The sequence below is a fragment of the Paucibacter sp. DJ2R-2 genome (genome assembly GCF_025717675.1).
In the GTDB taxonomy this organism is placed as follows: Bacteria; Pseudomonadota; Gammaproteobacteria; order Burkholderiales; family Burkholderiaceae_C; genus Paucibacter_A.
The window spans coordinates 1-14,555 of the sequence record NZ_JAJIRT010000007.1 but is presented as its reverse complement, the minus strand read 5'-3'; the positions used below and the strand labels follow the sequence as shown (position 1 = coordinate 14,555).

11 protein-coding genes, 1 other RNA gene and 2 pseudogenes are annotated in these 14,555 nt (G+C 60.1%); 11 read left to right on the top strand and 3 right to left on the bottom strand.

Features of this window, described 5'->3' with window-relative positions; translation table 11 throughout:
• Positions 1-48 precede the first annotated feature (48 nt).
• The 4 genes from ubiG (at position 49) to LNV28_RS16370 (ending at position 3,314) form a co-directional block, all read left to right on the top strand.
• The gene (ubiG, locus tag LNV28_RS16385) at positions 49-750 is read left to right on the top strand and encodes a bifunctional 2-polyprenyl-6-hydroxyphenol methylase/3-demethylubiquinol 3-O-methyltransferase UbiG (RefSeq protein ID WP_411969988.1); all 702 of its coding nucleotides are present in this window, start codon (positions 49-51) and stop codon (positions 748-750) included.
• A gap of 8 nt (positions 751-758) precedes the next feature.
• Positions 759-1,448: a phosphoglycolate phosphatase gene (gene gph / locus LNV28_RS16380; protein WP_263517412.1), complete on the top strand. Its 690-nt coding sequence runs from the start codon at positions 759-761 to the stop codon at positions 1,446-1,448.
• A gap of 13 nt (positions 1,449-1,461) precedes the next feature.
• Positions 1,462-1,833: a transfer-messenger RNA gene (ssrA, locus tag LNV28_RS16375) on the top strand.
• A 182-nt stretch (positions 1,834-2,015) separates the two neighbouring features.
• On the top strand, positions 2,016-3,314 hold the full coding sequence (locus LNV28_RS16370; protein WP_263569019.1) for a tyrosine-type recombinase/integrase: 1,299 nt from the start codon (positions 2,016-2,018) through the stop codon (positions 3,312-3,314).
• Positions 3,315-3,731: 417 nt separating this feature from the next.
• On the opposite strand, the gene LNV28_RS16365 is transcribed toward LNV28_RS16370, so the two are convergent.
• The 3 genes from LNV28_RS16365 to LNV28_RS16355 form a co-directional block, all read right to left on the bottom strand.
• Entirely contained in the window at positions 3,732-5,303 is a 1,572-nt protein-coding gene (locus LNV28_RS16365; protein ID WP_263569018.1) for a tetratricopeptide repeat protein, read from the bottom strand.
• A gap of 88 nt (positions 5,304-5,391) precedes the next feature.
• Positions 5,392-6,492 carry a protein kinase domain-containing protein gene (locus tag LNV28_RS16360; RefSeq protein WP_263569017.1) on the bottom strand — a complete coding sequence of 367 codons (1,101 nt, stop codon included), beginning with the start codon at positions 6,490-6,492 and terminating at the stop codon, positions 5,392-5,394.
• Between the two features lie 33 nt (positions 6,493-6,525).
• The gene (locus tag LNV28_RS16355) at positions 6,526-6,912 is read right to left on the bottom strand and encodes a helix-turn-helix domain-containing protein (protein ID WP_263569016.1); all 387 of its coding nucleotides are present in this window, start codon (positions 6,910-6,912) and stop codon (positions 6,526-6,528) included.
• A 293-nt stretch (positions 6,913-7,205) separates the two neighbouring features.
• Here LNV28_RS16355 and LNV28_RS16350 point away from each other — a divergent pair, with 293 nt between their 5' ends.
• From LNV28_RS16350 to LNV28_RS16325, 7 genes and pseudogenes are all read left to right on the top strand, one after another.
• Positions 7,206-7,955 carry a multiubiquitin domain-containing protein gene (locus LNV28_RS16350; protein WP_263569015.1) on the top strand — a complete coding sequence of 250 codons (750 nt, stop codon included), beginning with the start codon at positions 7,206-7,208 and terminating at the stop codon, positions 7,953-7,955.
• Entirely contained in the window at positions 7,930-9,120 is a 1,191-nt protein-coding gene (locus LNV28_RS16345) for a ThiF family adenylyltransferase (protein WP_263569014.1), read from the top strand. The genes LNV28_RS16350 and LNV28_RS16345 overlap by 26 nt, the downstream gene beginning before the upstream one ends.
• Complete coding sequence (locus tag LNV28_RS25230; RefSeq protein WP_411969987.1) at positions 9,117-9,578, top strand: ubiquitination-like system serine protease family protein; 462 nt, start codon at positions 9,117-9,119, stop codon at positions 9,576-9,578. Before LNV28_RS16345 ends, LNV28_RS25230 begins: the two co-directional genes overlap by 4 nt.
• A 771-nt stretch (positions 9,579-10,349) precedes the next feature.
• A complete protein-coding gene (locus tag LNV28_RS16340) occupies positions 10,350-10,559 on the top strand; it encodes a hypothetical protein (protein ID WP_263569013.1) in 210 nt (69 codons plus the stop codon).
• Positions 10,560-10,904: 345 nt separating this feature from the next.
• On the top strand, positions 10,905-11,318 hold the full coding sequence (locus LNV28_RS16335; RefSeq protein ID WP_263569012.1) for a hypothetical protein: 414 nt from the start codon (positions 10,905-10,907) through the stop codon (positions 11,316-11,318).
• A 355-nt stretch (positions 11,319-11,673) separates the two neighbouring features.
• Positions 11,674-12,000 (top strand): annotated as a pseudogene (locus LNV28_RS16330) (transposase); the annotation flags it as partial.
• Positions 12,001-12,886: 886 nt separating this feature from the next.
• Positions 12,887-14,031: pseudogene (locus LNV28_RS16325) on the top strand (IS110 family RNA-guided transposase).
• The last annotated feature ends 524 nt before the right edge of the window (positions 14,032-14,555 follow it).

Sequence of the window (14,555 nt, the reverse complement as noted above, 5' to 3'; positions counted from 1 at the left end):
TCGTGCCCGCCAGGCTGCCGGTAATTCTTTGTTGCTACCATCTGCGTCATGATCAATGCTGACCCTCAAGAGCTCGCGAAGTTTGGCGACCTCGCCCATCACTGGTGGGATACCGAAAGTGAATTCAAGCCGCTTCACCAGATCAACCCGCTGCGATTGGATTGGATTTCTTCCTATTGCCCCTTGGCTGGCAAGCAGGTGCTGGATGTGGGTTGCGGCGGCGGCATCCTGACCGATTCCATGGCTCGCCGGGGCGCCAAGGCGCTCGGTATCGATCTGGCCACCAAAGCCCTCAAAGTGGCGCAGTTGCATGCGATGGAGGCTGGAACTGAAGGTGTTGACTATCGCGAGATCGCAGTGGAAGCGCTAGCCCTGGAGCGACCGGCTAGTTTCGACGTGGTGACGTGCATGGAAATGCTCGAGCACGTACCCGATCCGGCTTCCGTGGTTCAGGCCTGTGCGGATTTGGTCAAGCCGGGCGGCTGGGTGTTCCTGTCCACCCTGAGTCGCAATGCCAAAGCTTTTGTCCAGGCCATCGTTGGGGCGGAGTACGTCCTCAAGATGCTTCCTGCCGGCACGCATGAGTACGCACGCTTTTTACGGCCCTCGGAGTTGGCGCAGTTTTGCCGTGATGCCGGTTTGGACCTTCAGGCCAGTCGCGGGCTGGCTTACAACCCGCTCAATCAGCGATACAGCCTGAGCGCGGACACCAGCGTCAACTACATGTTGGCCTGCCGCAAGTCTTCATGAGTTCCTGCATGGTGGATCTTCGTCCGGGCATTCCTTGGTTGGGAGCGAAGGCAGTCTTGTTTGATCTCGACGGCACTTTGGTCGACAGTGCGCCGGATCTCGCTGGGGCGCTCAATGAAATGCGTCTGGCTCGGCACATGGCGCCACTGCCATTGACGGCTTTGCGGCCCATGGTGGGGTCTGGCGCTCGAGGCATGTTGGCGGTGGGCTTGAGTGTTTCTCCGCAAGATGCTGATTTTGAAGCGCTGAAGGTTGAGTTTCTGGATCGATATCAGGCACGGCTGACGCAGGAAACTGCCTTGTTTGATCAGGTGAATGAGTTGCTGCAAAGCCTGTCGGCGGCCGGTTTCGCATGGGGTGTGGTGACCAACAAGGCCGAGCGATTCGCGCTGCCTTTGACCGAAGCTCTGGGCTTGAAGCAGCGCGCACTGGCGGTGGTGGGTGGAGACAGCACGCCTCACGCCAAGCCTCACCCTGCGCCTTTGCTCGAAGCGGCGCGCCGCGGTGGCATTGCTGCCGAGGCTTGTATCTATGTGGGCGACGACGAGCGAGACATCGTGGCGGGGCGCGCTGCAGGCATGCGTACGGTGGCTGCAGCCTGGGGCTATCTCGGTCAGGGCGAGCCGGTCGAGGCCTGGAATGCAGATATTGTTCTAAATTCGCCGATCGAGCTCTTGCAAGTGCTTGGCCTGGCCTAAAATAGCAAGCTCTGGGGCCGACCAGGTTTCGACGTGGGTGCGGATCCGGAGTAGGGCATGCCGAGCACCAGTCCGCTCGTAAAACCACTGGAAACAAAGTAACTGCAAACGACTCTACGTTCGCACTCGCCGCTTAATTGCGCGTGAGCTTCTCAACGGTTGGCCAATGGGCCGGGTTTAAGCCGCAAGGCTGAAAGCTGAGAAGTCATTCACATTGGCTGGTTGTCCGCCGGGTCACTCGGCAGGCAACAAGATTCAGTGACTGGCGGGAAAGTTAGCGTGCCGCTGCGCGAACTGACCGTGAGATTCAAATCAGACGGCTACGCATGTAGAACTGCCCGGTGATGGCTTGCGGACGGGGGTTCAATTCCCCCCGGCTCCACCATTTAACGATTTCAGGACGTGCAAGACGGTCCCGAAAGTACCAAAAGGCCCAAGTGAATCAAGCACTTAGGACTTTTTCTTTTGCCCAAGGCATCTCGTGATGTCCCTCAACCTCCGATTGGCAATACAGTAACTTTTACAGTAACCTGAAAAGAGCACGCGATGTGCGTCAGGAGTTACTGTATGGCTCGCAACCTGATCCCCTCTGATCTGTCGATCCGGACCATCAAGCCGGGCGATCCCCGCAAGCGTCTGGGCGATGGTGACAGCCTGTATCTGCTTCTTTTTGTTCGCGGCGGCTCGCATGGCTGGCGCCTGGACTACAGCTTCCAGGGGCGTCGCAAAACGCTGAGCCTGGGCACGTATCCGGATACCGGTTTGGCGTTGGCTCGGCAGAAGGCTGACGAAGCGCGGCGCCTGGTGGCGCAGGGCGTGGACCCCAGTGAGGCACGGATGGAGGCTAAGGTCGAGGCCTCACGTCAGCGCGATGCGGAGTTGCGTGGCGATGCCGGTTTGCCTGCAATCGGATCGTTCGAGGCCGTCGCCCGAGAATGGCTCGCTACCGTCCACCAGGCCAAGGTCAGTGAGGGCCATGCCAAGCGCACCCAGATTCGTCTTGAGCAGGATGCCTTTCCATGGATCGGCAAGCGCCCGATAGGGGAGATCGAGCCACCGGAACTCCTTCAGTGCCTCCGTCGGGTCGAGGCCCGCGGCGCGATCGAGACAGCGCACCGAATCAAGCATGCCTGCGGTCAAGTCTTTCGTTATGGAATCGCGACGGGGGTATGCCGACGGAACCCGGCGGCCGACCTGCAGGATGCGCTGAAACCGGTTCAGGTCAGCCACCATGCAGCGATCACGGAGCCGAAGTTGGTCGGAAAGCTGATGCGCGACATTGACGCGTATGCCGGGCAGCCCGTCACCCGCGCAGCCTTGCTCTTGTCGCCATTGCTGTTGTTGCGTCCCGGCGAGCTGCGACACATGGAGTGGGCGTGGATCGACTTTGAAAGTGCGACTGTGACAGTGCCCGCCGTGACGATGAAGCGCAGCAAGGCAGACAAGGCGGGTGGGCCGCCTCACATCGTTCCTTTGGCAGCGCAGTCCTTGCGAATCCTACGGGAACTGCATCAGATCACGGGAGCAGGCCGATTCGTGTTTCCGGCGCTGACGACGCGGCAGCGATGCATGAGTGACAACACGGTGCGCAGTGCCCTCCGTAGGCTGGGCTACGGCAACGATGAGATGACGGCGCATGGCTTCAGGGCAACGGCGCGGACGATGATCGCCGAGCGACTCAATGTGGCCGCTGAGATCATCGAGGCTCAACTCGCGCACGCCGTAGCTGACTCTCTAGGTCGCGCCTACAACCGCACGCAGTTCCTTGATCAGCGGAGGAAGATGATGCAGTCGTGGGCGAACTATCTGGACAAGATCCGCAAAGGTGCGGACGTGGTGCCGCTGCGAAGCAATGGTGCAGCCTGAGCACGGGTGTCTCAACTCGCTCGGTTGGTATTGGGCATTGCGGCCAGCGCTCTGGCCTGAAGCAAATGGTAGGAGCCAGCCGACTCCTGAAGGTGGCCGTGCCTGTGCTACGCAGCGATTGCTGCCGCTCGCTCTGCGGATTGGGCTGTCAGCAATGTGCCCGGAGCGGAAGTCCGTCGAATTTCAGCAATAGGCTGATGTGAGTCGTTCGTGGCGCAGCGCGTGAGCGTCCGCTTCGGCTAGTTCCGACCACTGAACAAAGGCGACTTAGCCGGCAGCTTTGCGTCAGATAGCAGCCGCCCGCTGCCCGCAACAGTACATCGACTACCGAGCGACCGCGGCTGCACTGCGCGACCGTGATTGGCCGGTGAACTTAGCTTGAGCGGCCCGGCGTCCGCGGTGACTCAAGGTTCACGATCAACTTTTGCATTGAAAAACTGTGGGGGGTTCGCTGCGACCAACCGTGAGCACGAAACCGCCCTGATCTTTGGATACACCGATGATCTTCATCGGCTTCAAGAACTGGGATGTTGCGCTCGGCGAAAGGATGAGAGAGGCCCGGTCCGGCGCCGCTGCAAGCGCCTGCAACTTCCTGTTGTAGAAGCTCGCGGACTCGCTGCCTGATCGCTCGGCCAAATGGAGGGCTTCTGCGAGCAAGATGTCTGAACCAGGGGCGCCAGCCAGGATCGCCTCTCGTGCCGCGAAGGTCGCAGCCATTGCGGCACTCTCGAAGCCCTCGATCTTGCGAGCCATGTCAATGGCCTTGCGGTAGAGCTCCTTGCCAGGTTCAACCTTGCCGCTGCGGTATCGAAGCAGTGCAAGATTTGCAGTGGCGTGCATCGCGACCGGCCCACCCAGCTCGATTAGTGCGAGCAGCCGCGCCTCCGTCTTCTGCCCGGCGTCCGCATCGTGAACTGGGAACTGGCCCGAGCTGAGTCGGGCAAACAGTTGGTTCAGCTCAAGGGGGTAAGAGAGCTTGCCATCAATCCGCAACGCCTCATCCGCGGTCCTGATGACCAGCGAGTGGTCATCCAGTAGTGAAGCCACGAAGGTTGCCTCGACTCTTGGCCTCGCAGCGAACGGTTCGTCGCTGCCCCATTGCTGGCATGCCTTGAGGGCATCCTGGATATCACCGCGCCTGAGCCGGACCCTGTAGGCGGCTTCATAGGCGTCTCGGCGAGCACCGATGAGCTTGTCTAGACTTTGGATACCATCGCCCAGATGCTTGGCCTCCTTTGCCCAAAGGACCTGGGCCAGGGTGTTCTCGGTCGGCGCAATCAGCGCCCGCTGCACCAACTTGCGCGCCTGCTTGCGTTGCCCGCCCTCCAACTCCATCATGCCGACGGCGGTCGCCAATTCAGAGATGTGAGCAGCAGGGAACCGATCAAACCTGAGAGCGTCGTTGGCAGCTTTCCAGGACTTCGGCGCTTTGCCCGCGATGTGGGCACAGGCAAGTTCGGCCGCCATCAGCCAGGGGTCGACCCTGGTCCGAGGATGGTTGGCCAGCAGCTTGTGCGCAGCAGCTGCGTCTTCCTGATGAACCAGCAACCGCGACGCGGTGCGCAGCATCCATCGATGGTCCGGCGCTAGCTGCAGCGCGGACTTCATGCACCTGAGCGCCTGCTTCTTGTCCCCCAGGCTGGAGTAGTGCCTGGCCATGTCCGCCCACACAGCCGGGTTGTTGGGTGCCAGCTTTAGCAACGAGCGCCAGTGGGCGACGTCGCCGATACCTGGAGGCGGCAGCACTCCGGCGGCTGACGAGTCGCCCGCCAACGTATCGCTGGCCAGGCGAACCAACGGCGCCGGCGCGTTGGACTTATTCTGAAGAACGTAGTTGGCCACATGCTTGGCAGCCTCGGCGTTGCGCTCAAGGATCGCTTCAGACAGGGCTTCGGACGCCGATCCCAGGCTTCGATCTTCACTGAAGGCCAAGAATGCCGTGCCATTGCCCTCTGCAGCTCGAGCATTACGCGCCTCGCTCTTCTTCAAGGACGCGAATCCAGCGGAGGACGCTGCCACCGCCGACGGCCGCCACCGAGGGACGATCCGACGTGGCTGGTTCTTGTCGCGCAGCACCCTAGCTCCTCGTCTTCACGGATGCAGCCTTGGCCAGTCGGTCAAAGCGAGACACATAGGCGTCAATGCCAACCTTGTTGCCGAGCGCCTGACGAGCCTTCGCGTCGCCGCGAGTCCGCCAATCAGGCTCGCAGGCTGTCATGATGATCTGACTCAGCTCTTCAGCGATCCAGACGGGGAAACAGGACTGGCTGTCCGCGACGAACTCGGCCAGCGCCCTCTTCAGGATCGGCAAGGCCATGTCGTAGTCGCAGCCAGACTGGCCTCCCCACAAATGAGGCAGCATCTCGGGCGGCAGCGCTTGAGACAGTCGCGCGGACAACGTCACGCCGGTGAAGAGGAATGCGGCCATCGCGCCCAGGTGATAGATGTCGCACCCCTCACGCCTGTCCTCCCAGCGCTCCGGCCGGACGCCGAAAATCTGCTCCGGTGGCGCATAGGCCACCGCCCCAGGTACATCGTACTCATCGTGCTCAGCAGCCAGGCCGCGCCGTGATGCCCGTCCCATGTCGCCAATCTTTGCCACCGCGGAATCCTGCCCGAACAGCAGCACGTTGGATGGCTTCAAATCCTGATGGGAAATGTTATTGCGGTGAAGCTGCTGGATGCCAACCGCAGCGTTGTGCAGGACCCTGAGCTTCCAAGCTGCGTCAATCTTCTCACTGGCGTCGATCGCTTTGCGGATATCGCCGTTCGCCAGTTCAAACATGATGTACGGCACCGGGATCCCGTGACGCGAACTCGGCACTTCGATTTCGTCGCTCGCGATGACTTCCACCACGCGATCCAGCTTGGCCTTCTTACAGACATCCAGAATCGTGCTCTCAAAAGAATGGCTGTCCGTCATGCGCTTGAGCCGCGGAATCAGCTTCAAGCCGCTGTCGCGATCTTCGATAACGCCTTGCACGTCGATCGCCTTGACGAAGGCCTTCTTGCTGCCCTTCTCGGCGATGTAGCCGATCGAGAAGTGACCGCCCGTGAGGTGTTCACCTCCCGGCTCGTTCTTCCGGGGCAGTCTTTGCGTGATCTTCCAACCGTCGGCAACGACCTGACCCACCAGGTCGAATGCCGCGTTGTCGTTGGATGCGGGGACAGCACTCATCTTCTTTTCCTCCACAACCGCCATCTAGCGGGTCTACTTGCTGGACTTTTCCTTCTGCGCACGCCGGAACTGCAGGTACTCCAGCAGTTCTATTTCTTCCTCGGTGGTCAGGTTCAGCTCGGTCAGCGCACTTGGCTTGGGAGCATCGGCGCCCCGCTTCTTGCCCGCCGAGATGTATCCAGCCATCGCCATGAGCTGTTCGTAGCTGATCTTGTAGGCCGCCGACAAAGCGTGAAGGATGTTCGGCGAAGGCTGCTGAATCTTGCCGCTCTCGACCTGGCTCAGGTATGCGTTCGACACTGCCTTCTTCGTCAGTTCCTCGACGTGCCGAAGCGAGAAGCCGCGGTCCTTGCGGACGGCGGCCAGATGCGTTCCCAACAGACTCGACGCGCGAGCGGTATCTTCTTTTGTTTCGGCCATGGGTGAAGTATGAATCCTGGCGCTAAGTTTATCAAGCATGAATTTAATCCACTAAGCACGTATCCATACTCGTATTGGGAAATGGCCAAGGCGGCCGACGAACCTGCCGTGGCGGTAAGGCAGGATTGGGTCGCCCCCCAGAGGAGGCGTGCGGATGGCGCGACCATCAGATAACTCTCATGCAGCATGCTTGACATTCTTAGCACTCGCCTCTACATTGAACCTGCTGGCGCCTAAAGCCAGCGTGGAAAGACAGAGCGGCGTGGCGGCAGGACGAGTGATCGAGGTGGCAGATGCAACACAAGTTTGAAAACGGGATTGAAGACGTGGCGATGGCCATCGGGAACGGTCGTAGGGTCAGGGACGATGGGCCCTACGGCATCTTGATCGGTGACGAGCGGCTCAACTATCGCGCCGAGGTCGTGCACTCTGCGATGGTTTCCGGTGCACAGATTCTCGCGGCCGCGGGCGTGGGCGGCTCGATCGAGCATGTCGCGTTTCAAGTCCTGCAGGGCGGCCAGTTGGAGAGCCTGAGACCCGAAGAGAGCGTGGACCTTCGATCAGCGGGCGCCGAGAAGTTCGTTGTCTTTCGCAGCGACAGGATCTTCCGGATCCTTGTCGACGACCGAACGGTCGACTGGGGCGCCGTTCGGATCACGGGCGGAACTATCAAGCGCTTGGTGGGCATCAAGACCTTCACGCACGATGTCTGGCAGGTGCTGCCGTCTGGCGAGGATATTCTCGTGACAGACGACCACTTTGTTGACCTGTCAACGCCTGGCGTCGAACGCTTCGTGGTCAAGCCGATCTCCATCCGTGTGATCGTCAACGCGCGGCCGCGCGAGGTGCACAAGCGGTTGCTCGCGTACTGGGATGTGGTGAAGCTTGCGTTCCCCGACGCCGCACCGGCGCCGAACACGGTGTACTCCATTACCTACGCACGCGGCCCCGACAGCAATCCTGAAGGGTCAATGGTCGAAGGCCAGCAAGTCTTGGTGAAAAACGGGATGACGTTCTATGTCACGGTTACTGATAAGTCGTAGTCCGGATCTGAAGCGGCTGCATGACGCCGGCTACGAGGTGGAGGTTCGAGCCGGCTACCTGCTGGTGCATTCCGTGCCGTATCTGGACCCGGCCGGCGGCCTGCACCTTGGCACGTTGGCCAGCGAACTCACGCTGGAGTCGCCAGAGAAGACCGCCGCGCCGGGAACGCATGTTGCCTACTTCGTGGGTGACTTTCCGCACAACGTCGACGGAACCCGGATCACCGCGATCGAGCATGGCACCGGTCCCTACCAGTGGGCCGAAGGCCTGGCGCCTAACTTCTCGTTCTCGAACAAGCCGCGCTCCGGCGGATTCACTGACTATTACGACAAGATGGTCAGCTATATCAACGTCATCTGGCATCAGGCAAAGGCACGCCATCCGGCGTGTGATCCGAAGACGTTCAGGTTGGTCGACTCCTTCGAGTCCGACTCGGCCTTTCAGTACGAGGACACGGCGTCAAGCCGCGCAGGCATCCAGGTGCTCGCGCAAAGGCTTAGAGGGCAGAAAATTGCGATCGTCGGCCTGGGCGGGACCGGCGCCTACATCCTTGACCTCGTTGCCAAGACACACGTCAGCGAAGTTCATCTGTTTGACGGCGACAAGTTCAGGCAGCACAACGCGTTCCGCGCGCCCGGCGCGGCGTCACGCGCAGACCTGGAGCGAGGCCTTTCCAAGGTCGGCTATCTGGTCGAGAAATACGCGCCGATGCGGCGCGGCATCATCGGGCACGAAGAATTCGTCACGGAGGCCAACGTCGCCCAACTTGCACAGTTCAGCTTCGTCTTCGTCTGCGTTGACAGCGGCTCTGCGCGGCGAGCTATCCTTAACTTCCTGCGCTCGACGGCGGTGCCGTTCATCGATGTGGGCATGGATGTCCAGGCGGTTGACGGAACCGGACAGCTGTGGGGCACATGCAGAGTGACTGCTAGCACAGCAGAGACACGGGATCACGTCGCATCCAGAGTGTCCATGGCGGATCGGGAGGGCGATGATCTGTATCGCAGCAACATTCAGATCGCCGAGCTAAATGCCATGAATGCCGTCCTGGCAGTGCTGCGCTGGAAGAGGATGTGTGGTTATCTGCTGGATGACAGCGGCGACCATGACTGCACTTTCACCAGCAGTCTCAACAGGATCGTGAACAGCGAGGTCAGGCTATGAGTCAGGCCCGTTTTGCACCACAGTTCGTTGAGTTCCTGCCAGACGACATCGGTCCTGGTATCTTGTATGTGTCGATGTCATACGCCGTTGCCGCGCACCGATGCGCTTGCGGATGCGGCCGAGAGGTGGTGACGCCACTGTCGCCGACGGATTGGAAGCTGATTTTTGATGGCGAGAACGTGTCCCTCGATCCGTCCATCGGCAATTGGTCGTTTCCTTGCCGCTCACACTACTTCATCAGGGGCAGCAAGGTTCAGTGGGCCGCGAGCATGTCTGATGCTGCGATTCAACGGGGACGGCTTAGGGATCGCGCCTCAAAAGCGGCGCACTTCGCTAAGAGCCCGTCGTCCGCGGGGAGGCTAACGAGCGAAGAGGTGGCTCCTGCACGCGAGGAAGCGTCGCCGTCTAAGAAGGCACCTTCATCTGCTCTGGGCTGGCTGCGCCGCTTACTTCAATAAGCCGACGATCACCATGTACTGATGGCGACTAGTGCCTGCTCCCGTAGTTCTGCATCCTCGGGCCTACCGTGCGCCAGAATCACGACTGGGCGACGAAATCATCGCACACAACGATGACGCGGGGTTATATGGGCCCTCAGATATGCTAACCAGTCACCGCGTTGCTAGCGTCCCGTGATAGAAACCATCCGACAGCTGATGCTGAGGTTGAATATGTATGTGTGAGGTGCAGCGAACGGCAGCAGGAGCCTGCAAACCGGTCACTCCACCTTCCGCCCTGCTCACGCTCCGATGTCCGCAATTTGGCTATCACTAGGCAGACGAAGGACGACACCGACCGACCGCAACCGCTGCATAGCGGTCCGCAAGTGCGAAGTTTCGACATTGCCGAACTGGGCCATCACGCGTGCAGGCAAAGGTAGCAAAGAGCGCGTTCTCCGTCATGGTGGAAGGCAACCCTGAGTTGCGGACAGTACCTCGAGTGACGCGCGGAGCGGAACTAGACTATGGAACACCTCACCTACACCTGGGGCCGCGGGTATTTCTCAGCAGTCAACTAACGAGCGAAGAGGGCGGAGATTGTGAACCTTCAGGCCGCTGACGTTCTGTCCAACCTCGACAAGTACTGTCGAGACAACCCACTGAACTCAGTGCTTGGAGGGGCGGCGACGCTGTACGACGAAGTCAGGGTGAGCGTTGAACTCGCGTTGCGAGTGTCCAGGCCTACTTGGCAACTGCTGAATCAACATCTGCCCTTTGCGAGGATCTCTTTTGAAATCAACTCTGTTCGCAGGCCTGTCCGCTACCGCAATTCTCTGTTTCACACCGGCAGCCTCTGCCTTCGCCCCTGATCTGATTCGTGGTTGCAAGGTCATTGCGGCCATGCAAAAGGACGCCACGCCAGCGGATGCAATTCACGCTGCCTACTGCCTCGGCGTGCTCGACGGAATCTTGGCTGCTGTGTCCAAGAAGCAGACCTAGACACCCATACCAGATCCTTGTTTTCAAGGCGCCCTAGTCCAACCACGCGATCGGGCAGGGCAGATCGTTCGGATTCTTACTGAGCAGCCGAAAATTTCAGAAACAACCAAATCAGCCGCGAAGGACCGAGGCACCATGGCTGCCTACATCGCGTTGGCGTTGTCCAACCAGTGCAGTGCTGGCGGAACAAAGAGCCCATAGCAAGTTCGGTCAGCCGCTTGGTCAAGCGCGGTGCCCATCGATCTGAATTAGCTTCAGTAATGAGTCTCGACGGAAACTGGCAGCGAGTATGGCCAATTGTCCTTTGGTGGAAGTCCTGATACGAGAGCATTGATAGGGATGCATATGACTGAAATTCGGTTGTTCAGGCTCTTTCTCTTGGCCCTTTCTGCGACGCTATTCATTGGTTGGGGAACAGGGGCGTACTACTCGCACGACTCAGAGGCTGCATCTGATGAAATGCAGGCAGAAGTGGCGGCCAAGCAGCGAGCCGAGAAGGAATGCATTGCGGGCGACCAAGCGGCTTGCATCCGCAGCAGGCCAATAGAAAGCTCTCGAAGCGTGCTCGATGTGACGGACAACGACTTGCACAAGTTTGATGTCTACAGCAGCGCCGAAAGCGCCAAGTCCTGGTACTTCTTTTCGACCCTAGGCGCTATCGCGCTCACCCTGCTGTTCTACGCGCTGAGGTGGGCAATGACGGGAAGGCTGTTTCCCCTGTGGCCCTCGACAACAAACTGCAAGGAAGACGCCGCATGACGGCACTGGGGTCGTAACCCCAAGAGCGTTTGCTGATCGCCCTTCGCCCAGCTCACCATGGGTTTTTTGTAGTCTTTGTAATGAACTCGGCGACCCCGCTTGTCGACTCGTTTGTCGTCAGGAACTTTCCTCCGTTCCTCCATTGGTTTCCTGATATTTTCAAACGCAGCCTCTGTTAAAAGTTTGCTCACCAGAAGCCAACTGGGCGGAGGCAACCGCGCGAGGAAGCGCAATTCCCGAGCAATCTCTTGAGCCTCCGTCCGAAGTGCCAAGCAGCTTTCCTGTCGCATTGCGTGTGCTCGATCAAGCCCATCACTTTTTGACCGAGCAAGTTCCAATACACGTGCCTGGGGGGGGCTTGGTGTCGAGCCAGAACTGCAGTGGCGGCAAGAACCGGCTGGACCGCATCACCAAGCGCGGCGATGACTACTTGCGCACCTTGCTGATCCAGGGCGCGAAGTCCGCACTGCTGGCAGCGCCCAAACGCAATGACCGCATCTCGCAGTGGCTGCTGCAGTTGCGCGACCGTATCGGATGGCAGAAGGCACTTGTGGCGCTGGCCAACAAGAACGCCCGCATTCTGTGGGCGGTGCTGACGCGGGAGATCGACTTCGACCCCGAGCATGTGCCGCCTGTTCCTCAGTGTAAATTGCCGGCGATCAAGGAGCCGCAGCCAGCCTGAGGCCCATCACGCACTCACTGAATCACAGACTCACGTGCTTAGAAGCGAAGCACAGGCTGAACCCGGACACAAGGCGTCCTGAGGACGGCTTGTGTCTGGTGAAGGGACGAGACTCCGGCTCGATGCGGCCTGCAAGGCAGACCGGCAGCAGGTGAACCCGATAACCCGTCCGTTGCACGCTCGGTGCGCTGATCCAACAACGACGAACGAATGGGGTTTTGCTGAGCGGTTCGTATCTGGGGTAGCGGCATGGTCCGCATCACGCCCGTTTGTAGATGTTCAGTCTGCTCCTCGTTGCGTTGCCGCTGTTCAGAACACAGGTCTAGAAATGGAAAAGGCCCCGAAGGGTCAGGTCTTGCTATTGGGGCTTGAAGCAGTGGGAAGTCCTTCTAGACTGGTTAGCCCGCATGATGTCGGAACCTAGGAAACGATGCCGACTCGCGGCGCACCAGCAAGGTATGAGCGATGCGCAAGCAGAAGAAAGAGGGGGAAGGTAAGCGGCCAAAGCGGCACCGCCAAGCTAAGCGCCACGTAGACGACAGTACGGAACTTCCAAGAGCACTCAACCTCACCTGGCTCAGGCCGAAATGCGACCAACAATGACCGGAGCAGCAAGAGCGCAATGATCAGCAGAAAAACGGAGCCTGCCAGCGAGAAAAGTATTCCTGGGCTCAAATTCATTGTCTTTTCCTCCCGCTATTGTTTTGAGTTTGATCGTCGCAGTCTATCGGTCGTCTTACATGCGGGCTAGACAAGATGGCTTCGCGAACTCGGGCGGCCCGACTCCTGCGATGCCGTAGGTTGCAGGCACAAGGCCTGTAGAGCTACACCAATGCACCCGGCGGACGGGCTGCCGGGGCGTTGCAAGTTAGTGAGGAGTCGGGCCATGAGCAAATCTAGCACCTTGTTCGTCGGATTGGACGTCCACAAGGACAGTATCGACATCGCCGTGGCGGATGCGCCGCGTGACGGCGAGATCCGCCACATCGGCAGCATTGGCGGCGACCTGGCTGCGCTGGACAAGGCGCTGCGCAAACTCCTCAGCCGCGGGCATCCCCTGCACATCGTCTACGAGGCAGGACCTTGTGGCTTTGTCATCTGGCGCCACCTCACAGCCCAAGGCTTGCACTGCGAGGTGGTTGCCCCGTCGTCGATTGCGCGGCCCAGTGGCGACCGCATCAAGACCGACCTCCGCGACGCGATGCTGCTGGCCAAGTTGGCCCGCTCGGATGACCTTTCGGTCGTGCGTGTGCCCGACGGCGTGGATGAGGCGGTGCGCGACCTGGTGCGCGCCCGCGAGGACGCTGTGCGCGAGCAGCGCAACGGCCGCCACCGTCTGAAGGCCTTGCTGCTGCGCAATGGCATTGCGTACACCGGCAAGACCTCCTGGACGGCCGCCCACCTGCGCTGGCTGGCCAAGGTCAAGCTGGCCTACGCGGCCCAGCAAATCGCCTTCCAGGAGTACCTGCATTCCATCACCGAGGCCGGCGCTCGCATTGCCCGCTTGGAGCAAGCTTTGCGTGATGCCCTGCCTGATTGGGGCTTGATGCCGATCGTGCAAGCTCTTCAGGCGATGAGGGGTGTGCAGTTGATCGCGGCCATGACCCTGGTGGCCGAGCTTCAGGATTTCCTGCGCTTTGACTCCCCGCGTCAACTGATGGCCTATCTGGGCTTGGTTCCCACCGAGCATTCCTCCGGCCCTAAGCGACGGCAAGGCGCCATCACCAAGGCCGGCAACAGCGCGGCTCGACGCATGCTCGTCGAGGTCGCCTGGCACTATCGCTTCGACGCCAGAGTCAGCCCCGTGATCGCGGTGCGTCAGGATGGCCTGCCCAAAGCCGTCACGGACATCGCCTGGAAAGCACAGCTGCGTCTGAGCAACAAGTCAAGCGCCTGAGCGCCCGCCGGGTGATGAAGACCAAGGTGGTGGTCGCTGTGGCGCGAGAACTGGCTGGCTTTGTGTGGGCCATCGGTCGCGAGGTGCAGCTCTCGGGCTGGCAAGGCTTGAAGACCACACCCGCCGAGCACTGAACTGGTCTCGACATTCGTACACGCGAGCAAGAAGGACAGTCAAACCAATACCAACCAGCGGCCGGATCGGGAACGTGGCGCAGCCACGGCCATCAAGGGAATCCTCGGCAACGTTATTGAGCGCACGGCGAAAGCCATCGCGACCTCAGCCCCTAGACCGAAGGCAGCCCTGCGACGAACACTTGTCTTGAGGTACCCAACCCTCGCATATCAGCATGAGCAACCGTCGCGCATCCACATCGGGTGGCACTCAACGGGCTCCGCCACGTTCCCCGTCCGGCAACGGGTTCAACCGTTCATCATCTGCATCGCAGAGGGTCAGGTCTTGCCTCTTGACAGAGAGAAGCCATATCAACGTTGAAGCTGAGCCGCGAGCGACGGCTGGGCACGGAAGGCCCAGAATGAAATGGGGGCCTGAAGTGACCAGCCGTTGCGAGTCGGCTCGAACGAATACGAAGGGACTTCCCACCTTCGGGCAAACGGCGTCAATGCGCCAAGATTGGTGGTTCTCGAAGTCATCAATC